The sequence below is a fragment of the Aeromonas sp. genome (assembly GCF_050633025.1).
GTDB lineage: Bacteria > Pseudomonadota > Gammaproteobacteria > Enterobacterales > Aeromonadaceae > Aeromonas.
Genome location: NZ_JBODRQ010000158.1, coordinates 1 through 6,657, shown reverse-complemented (window position 1 = coordinate 6,657; position 6,657 = coordinate 1). Strand labels below are relative to the sequence as shown.

Sequence of the window (6,657 nt, the reverse complement as noted above, 5' to 3'; positions counted from 1 at the left end):
GTCGATGTAGCCCTGCGCTACGGGCCTCTGCCTGATTCATCTCTAGTGGCGTTACCCGTGCTCTTGCGTCACCACAGGATCCTGTGCGCCTCACCAGCTTATGTCGTGCGTCACGGCACTCCCGCGACCCCGGAGGACTTGACGCAACATAATTGCCTCATCTATCAGCTCGGTGGCTACCTGTATGATCGCTGGCGGTTTTCGGTTAATGGTGAAGAGTTATCGGTACAGGTTTCTGGTAACCGGACCTCTGATGATAGTGATATCGTCCGGCGTTGGGCTATTGCCGGGCTCGGCATCATCTACAAATCATCTTTGGATGTTGCTCAGGATCTGCTTGCCGGACGTCTTGTTCAACTGTGCCCGCAATGGCAAGGGGAGGTCGTACCGCTGAACTTGGTGTGTGCCAACCGCCAGAGAATAAGCCCGGTGATCCAGGCTTTAAAAAGCCACTTGACCAAACACAGTGAGCAATTGCTGGCGTCAATTCATCTGTAACACGGTACAAAAGACATCTATCTTAGCTGTGTCAGCGATGCGGCAACCTGCTCAGAAAGATGGGTGTCCTAACTTCAGTAGCCTGGGCCGCAACAGGAGGAGAGCGTCACCAGCCTGCAGATCGGCGAACTGACCTGTCACCTGACCGAACACCCGGCCGAATATCTGCTGATATTTACCCGCCTCGACGCGGCCACCAGTGCTCAGGCGGCCGCCCAGAACCTGTTCAGTCAGGACCCGTGCAAGCCGGTACTAGGTTTCGATACCGAGAGCCTGACACCGGTGCTGTGGAGTCGTCAGCCCTTGCAGCAGCTGGATCGCACCCAGATCCACCACCAGCTGGAACAGCTGGTGCACGCCGCCAGCGAGATCAACAAAGGCGGATTTCCCACTAGATGCGTGTGCTGGTCGACCCGCGCCGGATCCTGTTCGCACAAATAGAGGAAGTAGTGGGGCTCGCCACCCCGGCTCTTTTGCACCGCCTCGAAGGTGACGTTCTGCTGGCGCGCCCAGCATCGCCACTTCTCGACGTTGTGCGCCTGCTTGTAGACGCCGATCTTGAGCTTGGCCGGTCGCTCGTGGCGGGCATTCACTGGAGCCGCATTGACCGTTTCACATGGAGGAAAAGCAAGATCCATAAAATAGGGGGCTTCGGATCAGTCGATATCCGCTACCGCAATCTGCGCCGGGGGTTGCAGGCCACCGGCCATCAGAGGAACATCAGCAAGGGGAGGTGGGCTGATCTGCCGAGCAGGCTATTGGTGGGTTTCCCACTATCGATTCCAGATCCGGCAACTGGCGCAGGATTGCCAGGCAGTCAGCTTCCCGGTACTGCCAATACGGCAGCCAACTCGGGGGGCGACATTATCTAAGAGCACCCTTGTACCGGAGCTTAAGGCACCACAAATTCTGGTTTGGTGCCCTGGCTTCCAGTGCAGAGCAGAAGTCCAATGGTGGTGGAAGCCTAGTTGGTATGCTGGTCGTCGCAGTCGTTGACCAGGTCGCCAACACGGTCATGGACAAAGGCCATGATATAGCTGGGATTACCAGCGCCAGATTACTGAATGCCAATATGCCAAATGGTATTCTTTACGGCCCCCACTCCCCCAAGTACAACACCCAAAAATAACCTTTACTGAGGAAAAACAGAAAAGGTTGGCTTACGCGAGTCAAGCGCTTGCACTCTGGTGTGCATAAACAAAAACCCCCTCGTGACAGAGGGGGTTTTTCGTCTTGGCAACGGGCGCGGATTAACGCAACGGTTTGACCGAGCGACGGACGATCAGCTCGGGCTGTACCGTCATCGATTCCACTTCCAGCTCCTTGTTGCGGATCCGGCTGACCAGATGCTTCACCGCCAGCTGGCCCAGTTCGGCCTTCGGGTGGCGGATGGTGGTCAGCGGCGGGCTGGAGAAGCGCGCCATCTCCACATCGTCATAGCCGATGATGGAGATATCATCCGGCACCTTGACTCCGGCTTCCCAGGCAGCGCAAATCGCGCCGATCGCCATGGGATCGTCGAAGGCAAAGACCGCGGTCGGACGAGGCTGCAGAGCCAGGATGCGCTGCATAGCATCGAAGCCGCTCTGGCTCTCGTAGTCCCCTTCAAAGACCTGTTCATCTTTGAGGGTCAGACCATGCTCGCCCAGCGCATCACGTACCCCGTCCAGTCGCTGCTGGGTGGTCGGCTTGGAGAGCTGACCCGTGATGCAGACGATGTCTCTGTGTCCCAGCTCCAGCAGATGCTGCACCGCCATGTGGGCGCCGGTCCGGGCGTTGTCGTTGATGACATTGGCGAAATCGCACTCCGTGCCCCAATCCAGTACCACCTGCGGCACGTTCTTGTGGATGCGCAGCATGTCGCGCAACGGGGTGTCGATATCGGTACCCAATACCAGCAGGCCATCCACCCGTTTTTCCATCAGCATTCTCAGGTAATGCTGTTGGCGAGGCGGCTGGTTTTCGGTGTTGCAGAGGATCAGGCTGTAGCCCTGTTCGAAGCAGTACGCTTCAACCCCTTGCACCACTTCTGCGAAGAAGGGGTTTACGCTGGTGGTCACCAGCATGCCGATGGTCTTGGTCGAATTTATTTTAAGACTGCGCGCTACCGAGTTGGGCGCGTAGTTGAGTTCTGCCACCGCCTCAATCACTTTCTGGGTCGCGTCTTCGCTGACCCTGCGAGTGTGGTTGAGCACATGTGAGACGGTGGAGATGGATACGCCTGCACGCGAGGCGACATCCTTGATAGTGGCCATCTCTGTCTCCTGACTGTCAAAGGCGGAACATTAGCAGATTTCCCGAATAAAGGCTTGGTTTTAACGAGCTCTGCCACGGAATTGTCAATAGGGGCTAATTTAGGCACTCATTTCTGTTTGCGCAAACGGATTGTGGTCAAAATGGGAGCTCCGTCAGAGTAAAATATCGCCAGATTAATCCTCTGATATTTGTCAGAATTAACAGTAGTTAAAAAGATGTTAAGCTTTCACATCGATATTAAATTCCAAATTATAGAAACAAACAGCCATTTTATTTCAAAATACTCCCAAACAACCCCACTCGCTCAGTATCTTTAACAGCTTGTTATTGCCCCACGAGGAATGATAGAACCATACCTATAGCCGGACGCACGGGATGTAGATCCGGAATGGCACACGGAAATGAAACAATCCACTGATTAAGGGACGAATCAATGCATAAGTTGAGCAAAATTACAGTTGGCGCAGCGGTTTCTTTGGCTCTGTTTGGATCGATCTCCATCGCCCACGCGGCAGACACCATCAAGATTGGTATCGCAGGGCCGGTCACCGGCCCGGTCGCCCAGTACGGTGACATGCAGTTCATCGGCGGCAAGATGGCGGTCGAGCAGATCAACAAGGCTGGCGGCATCAATGGCAAGCAGATCGAAGCGATTGTCTATGACGATGCCTGCGATCCCAAGCAGGCGGTGGCCGTCGCCAACAAGGTGGTGAACGATGGCGTCAAGTTCGTGGTCGGTCACCTCTGCTCCGACAACACCCTGCCCGCCTCCGACATCTATGAAGACGAGGGGATCCTGATGGTCACCCCCGCCTCCACCAACCCCAAGATCACCGAGCGTGGTTACCAGCTGACCCTGCGCACCATCGGCCTGGATAGCGATCAGGGCCCGACGGCGGCCAAATACATCATCGAGCAGGTCAAACCCCAGCGCGTGGCCGTTATCCACGACAAGAAGCAGTACGGTGAAGGGATCGCCTCCAGCGTGAAAGCTGCGCTCGACAAGGCTGGCGTGAAAGTGGTGGCCTTTGAAGGGATCACCGCCGGTGACAAGGACTTCTCCGCCCTGATCGCCAAGCTGCAGAAAGAGAACGTCGATTTCGTCTACTACGGCGGCTATCACCCTGAGCTGGGTCTGATCCTGCGTCAGGCTGGCGAGAAGGGGCTGAAGGCCAAGTTCATGGGCCCGGAAGGGGTGGGTAACAAGGACATTTCCGCCATCGGTGGCCCGGCGTCTGAAGGGCTGCTGGTAACCCTGCCAAACAAGTATGATCTGGTGCCGGCCAACGCCCCGCTGGTTGCCGCGTTCAAGGCCAAGGGTCAAGACTCCTCCGGCCCGTTCGTCTGGACCACCTATGCCGCGATGCAAAGCCTGGCTGCCGGTATCACCAAGGCTGGTGAAGATGACCCGGCCGCCGTTGCCGCCGCCATCAAGGCTGCACCGATCGATACCGTGATGGGTTCCTTGGCCTGGGCACCGAACGGTGACCTGAAAGGCTTCGAATTCGGTGTGTTCCAGTGGCACGCTGACGGCACCTCCAGTCAAGTCAAATAATCTGCCGATCGGGGGTGAGTACGCTCACCCCCTCCTTTCTTTGCGGGCAAGTACAGGGAACGCAGTATGTCCGAACACCTCCTCTATCTGGTTCAGCAGCTGCTGAACGGATTAACCATAGGCAGCACCTATGCGTTGATCGCCATCGGCTACACCATGGTTTATGGCATCATCGGCATGATCAACTTCGCCCACGGCGAGGTTTACATGATCGGCTCCTATGTCGCTTTCATGGTGATGGCGGGGCTCATGATGATGGGCATCGACAGCACCTTTCTGCTGTTGGGGGGCGCCTTCCTGGTCAGCATCATCATCACCGGCACCTATGGCTGGAGCATAGAGCGGGTCGCCTACCGGCCGCTGCGCGGTGGCAACCGGCTGATCCCCCTCATCTCCGCCATCGGCATGTCGATCTTCCTGCAGAACATGATGCGGATGGCGCAGGGCTCGCGGGACATCGCCATGCCCAGCCTGATCTCCGGTGGCTGGACCCTGGGCGGCGAGGATGGTTTTCAGGCCAGCCTCTCCTATATGCAGCTCATTATCTTCGTGGTGACCTTCATCACCATGCTGGCGCTGACCCAGTTTATCAACCGCTCCCGCATGGGCCGCGCCTGCCGCGCCTGTTCGGAAGATATCAAGATGGCTAACCTGCTGGGCATCGACACCCACGTGGTCATCTCCATCACCTTCGTGCTGGGGGCTGCGCTGGCCGCAGTGGCCGGGGTGCTGCTCGGCATGTATTACGGCGTCATCAACCCCTATCTCGGCTTTATGGCCGGTCTGAAGGCTTTCACCGCCGCTGTATTGGGCGGTATCGGCAGCATTCCCGGCGCCGTGCTGGGCGGCCTGCTGCTCGGCGTTGTTGAAGCGCTCACCGCCGGTTATCTCAGCACCGAGTACAAGGATGTGATGGCGTTTGCCCTGCTCATTTTTGTGCTGCTCTTTATGCCGACCGGCATTCTGGGTCGTCCGGAGGTCGAGAAGGTATGAAAAACCAATCTATGCATGTTCTCGTGCAGCTGTTTATGTCCATATGCGGCATTCTCGGTCGTCCGGAAGTGGAGAAAGTGTGATGAAACATCAATTTATCCACGCCTGTATCGCCAGCCTGGTGCTGCTGGTGCTCTCCTTCTGGCTGCTCGGCTTCAAGCTGGAGACCGACGGCTCCCGCCTGCTGGTGGTGAGCCGCCTCGATGTGTCGCTGGCCTGGCTGCTGGGGGGGGCCACTCTCGTTTTCTGGTTCCAGATGCTGCGCGGCCAGATTGCCAAGCTGTTTCAGGCCTCCATCAGTGGCTTCTCGGTCGGCTTCACCAAGCTGGTGCTGCCGAGCCCGGAAGAGGCGCCCAAGCTCTATAACCTCACCGCCGTGCTGGTGCTGCTGTTCGCGGTGAGCTGGCCCTTTATGGCCTCTCGCGGCGCCATCGATCTCGCCACCCTCACCCTGATTTACATCATGCTGGGGCTGGGGCTGAACGTGGTGGTCGGCCTCGCCGGTCTGCTCGATCTCGGCTATGTCGGCTTCTACGCGGTCGGTGCCTACAGCTATGCCCTGCTCAACACCTACTTCGGACTGAGCTTCTGGGAGTGCCTGCCCATCGCCGGGCTGATGGCCGCTACCTTCGGCTTCCTGCTCGGTTTCCCGGTGCTGCGGCTGCGGGGGGACTATCTGGCCATCGTCACCCTGGGTTTTGGCGAGATCATCCGCATCCTGCTCAACAACATGACCACCCTGACCGGCGGCCCGAACGGGATCTCCGGTATTCCCAAACCGACCCTGGGGGGGCTGGAGTTCAACCGCACCGTCAAGGATGGCGGCTTTGATACCTTCCACAACTTCTTTGGCATTACCTACAACGCCAACCACAAGGTGATCTTCCTCTACCTGATGGCGCTGGTGCTGGTGGTGGTGACCCTGTTCGTCATCAACCGCCTGCTGCGCATGCCGCTGGGCCGCGCCTGGGAAGCGCTGCGGGAAGACGAGATCGCCTGCAAATCGCTGGGGCTCAACCCCACCATCATCAAGCTGACCGCCTTCACCATTGGCGCCTGCTTTGCAGGATTCGCCGGCAGCTTCTTCGCCTCGCGGCAGGGCTTTATCAGCCCGGAGTCCTTCGTCTTCATCGAGTCGGCCATCGTGCTGGCGATTGTGGTGCTGGGCGGCATGGGCTCCCAGATCGGGGTGGTGCTGGCCGCCATCGTGATGACGGTGCTGCCGGAGCTGGCCCGCGAATTTAACGAGTACCGCATGCTGATGTTCGGCCTCTTGATGGTGTTCATGATGATCTGGCGGCCACAGGGATTGCTGCCGATGACCCGTCCGCATCTGGAGTTGAAGAAATGAGTAC

General features: G+C 58.0%; 7 protein-coding genes. 6 read left to right on the top strand and 1 reads right to left on the bottom strand.

The window, feature by feature from the left end; translation table 11 throughout:
• The 3 genes from ACRAUW_RS15915 to ACRAUW_RS15905 form a co-directional block, all read left to right on the top strand.
• On the top strand, positions 1–498 hold a 498-nt coding region (locus ACRAUW_RS15915), incomplete at its 5' end, for a substrate binding domain-containing protein (RefSeq protein WP_431363060.1).
• A 114-nt stretch (positions 499–612) separates the two neighbouring features.
• Positions 613–939: a CesT family type III secretion system chaperone gene (locus tag ACRAUW_RS15910; RefSeq protein ID WP_431363061.1), complete on the top strand. Its 327-nt coding sequence runs from the start codon at positions 613–615 to the stop codon at positions 937–939.
• Positions 940–1,378: 439 nt separating this feature from the next.
• Complete coding sequence (locus ACRAUW_RS15905; protein WP_431363059.1) at positions 1,379–1,627, top strand: GNA1162 family protein; 249 nt, start codon at positions 1,379–1,381, stop codon at positions 1,625–1,627.
• 121 nt (positions 1,628–1,748) lie between these two features.
• Here ACRAUW_RS15905 and ACRAUW_RS15900 read toward each other — a convergent pair whose 3' ends face one another.
• The gene (locus tag ACRAUW_RS15900; protein WP_431363058.1) at positions 1,749–2,753 is read right to left on the bottom strand and encodes a substrate-binding domain-containing protein; all 1,005 of its coding nucleotides are present in this window, start codon (positions 2,751–2,753) and stop codon (positions 1,749–1,751) included.
• A gap of 434 nt (positions 2,754–3,187) precedes the next feature.
• On the opposite strand from ACRAUW_RS15900, the gene ACRAUW_RS15895 reads away from it, so the two are divergent.
• The 3 genes from ACRAUW_RS15895 to ACRAUW_RS15885 all read left to right on the top strand — a co-directional run bounded on the left by ACRAUW_RS15895 (position 3,188) and on the right by ACRAUW_RS15885 (position 6,653).
• Entirely contained in the window at positions 3,188–4,309 is a 1,122-nt protein-coding gene (locus ACRAUW_RS15895; RefSeq protein WP_431363057.1) for a branched-chain amino acid ABC transporter substrate-binding protein, read from the top strand.
• 66 nt (positions 4,310–4,375) lie between these two features.
• The gene (gene livH, locus ACRAUW_RS15890; protein WP_431363056.1) at positions 4,376–5,302 is read left to right on the top strand and encodes a high-affinity branched-chain amino acid ABC transporter permease LivH; all 927 of its coding nucleotides are present in this window, start codon (positions 4,376–4,378) and stop codon (positions 5,300–5,302) included.
• An 82-nt stretch (positions 5,303–5,384) separates the two neighbouring features.
• Positions 5,385–6,653 carry a high-affinity branched-chain amino acid ABC transporter permease LivM gene (locus tag ACRAUW_RS15885; RefSeq protein WP_431363055.1) on the top strand — a complete coding sequence of 423 codons (1,269 nt, stop codon included), beginning with the start codon at positions 5,385–5,387 and terminating at the stop codon, positions 6,651–6,653.
• Positions 6,654–6,657 lie beyond the last annotated feature (4 nt).

Coding starts and splice junctions, on each gene's coding strand:
- ACRAUW_RS15900 (WP_431363058.1), bottom strand. CDS start 2,753: ATGGCCACTATCAAGGATGTCGCCTCGCGTGCAGGCGTATCCATCTCC.
- ACRAUW_RS15895 (WP_431363057.1), top strand. CDS start 3,188: ATGCATAAGTTGAGCAAAATTACAGTTGGCGCAGCGGTTTCTTTGGCT.
- livH (WP_431363056.1), top strand. CDS start 4,376: ATGTCCGAACACCTCCTCTATCTGGTTCAGCAGCTGCTGAACGGATTA.
- ACRAUW_RS15885 (WP_431363055.1), top strand. CDS start 5,385: ATGAAACATCAATTTATCCACGCCTGTATCGCCAGCCTGGTGCTGCTG.